This is a genomic window from Erwinia rhapontici, assembly GCF_012271765.1.
In the GTDB taxonomy this organism is placed as follows: domain Bacteria; phylum Pseudomonadota; class Gammaproteobacteria; order Enterobacterales; family Enterobacteriaceae; genus Erwinia; species Erwinia rhapontici.
On record NZ_VRKO01000008.1, the window covers coordinates 1 to 1,737 of the forward strand.

1 protein-coding gene and 1 pseudogene are annotated in these 1,737 nt (G+C 55.3%); both read right to left on the reverse strand.

Going from position 1 to position 1,737, the window contains the following annotated elements; all coding sequences use genetic code 11:
* Positions 1 to 227, reverse strand: a pseudogene (locus tag FVB43_RS05370) (hemagglutinin repeat-containing protein); the annotation flags it as partial.
* A 343-nt stretch (positions 228 to 570) separates the two neighbouring features.
* Positions 571 to 1,737: VENN motif pre-toxin domain-containing protein (locus FVB43_RS05375; protein WP_242462111.1), on the reverse strand; the 1,167-nt coding region annotated here is incomplete at its 5' end.

Below are 1,737 nucleotides of genomic sequence, written 5' to 3' on the forward strand. Positions count from 1 at the left end.
ACGTCAAAGCCGCCTTTGCCCGCGAAGATGCCGGTCTGCTCAACCACGCTGTCGTAGTTGCTGTGCATTTTGTCACGGCTGAGGTTGACGCTGGCGGAGCCGGTCATGGAGCCGAAGGTAAAGCTGCCGCCGACGCTGGCGTTCTGCTGCTTCGAGTCGTAGCGGTCGCTGTCCTGCTCGCTGGTCATCGTCAGGTTGCGGGCGACGTCGGCCCTGACCGTCTCGCCGCTGACGATACCGTCGATATTCCGGTGCTCAAGCGTGATCGTTACGATTGCCTGAAACACAGCCGCGACTGACAGATCAATAGATCCCGGCGGTGTTGGCCGGGATTTTTGCAATTATCTGCTACGTTGCATATTGGAACGGTATCTATACCAAGTATATATAGCGCATATTCCACCACCACCAATGCCGAGTTTTACAGCCAGGCGACACATCTCCCACCATGGAAAAAATAACTCTCCACTCTTGAAAGCTGAAAAAGCACACACCAGAACAATCAATATAAAGAAAGTGATAGACATCATCAGAACAACAAAAGCAACAATAAAAACAAAGAGGCAGATTTCATTTCGCATTATCCGCAACTTTTTTCTTGAGATAGTCAACAATTTTAGGCCCTCCCTGTGATCCACCTTCAGTTGCCGCCGCAGCGCCGGCATTACCTGATATCCCTGGTACATTACTAGGCAATAACGGCCCGCTAATCCCCATCCCCATGTCTGTCCATTCCCAATTTTTCCAGTTCGGATTGAGAACCTTATTCAACGGCGTTTCAATGAGATATTTACCCATCCCATAACCAAATGCAGATCCCGCAGCACCCCAGCCAGCCCCAGTTAACGGATCATCACCCTTCAGATAATTCGATGTCGCACCACCTGTTGCATTCCATCCAACCGTTCCCCAGAACCCAGAGCCTGCTGTGGCAGCCCCAATATAACTTGCTATCAGCACATCTGTCGGATTGATCTCGCCATTGATAAGATACTGAATACCCGCGTTTGCTGTTCCACCAATCCCGGCGGTCATTTGCATCCCTCCCGGCAGATAAATCAGGCCAGCAGAAGCCAGCGCACCCGCATAGGCTTTATTTTCCGCAATTCCTCGCTGGCAGGCATCTCCTCCGGGATTATCCGAGCAGGAGAGAACATCCGCACCATGTTCTCTGGTTTTTACTTCGTGAGTCCATTCAGTCCCGCCCATCAGGTTATTCTCCGCCGTCGTCTTCCCTGCCTGCGCCGAATAAACTGCACTTCCGGTACTGTCCCCGGCCAGGCCACCGGCCAGCCCGGAGGACAGGGTTGCCAGAGCGCTCAGGGTCTGTTTCTGAGTTTCGGTCAGGTCAGCGATTTTAGTGTCTTTACCGTACAGCTGGTCCTTCAGTATCCCCGCGGTTATCTCACCGAGCGCCGCGCCAGTCGCGCCCGCCGCGGCATTCTGCCCCTGGGCGGCCGCCAGCGCGGCGCCGACGATGGCGTGGGCCACCGCTTTTGCTTCGGGATTATTGTCGATACCCATTCTGTGACCAATCGCTTCGGCCAGATACGGTGCTGAACCGTTAGCGATGGCCGCAGCGATATCACCGCCCGCCAGGCCCTGCACCACGGCGGTGGCGGCCTGGATACCCTGCTGGACGGCGCCGCCGGTGCCGAGGCCGGTGGCGTTAAACGCCTGGTCGTAGAAGTTCTGGTAAACCTGGCCGTTGATGGCGTTCTCATCCGGGGTCTGACC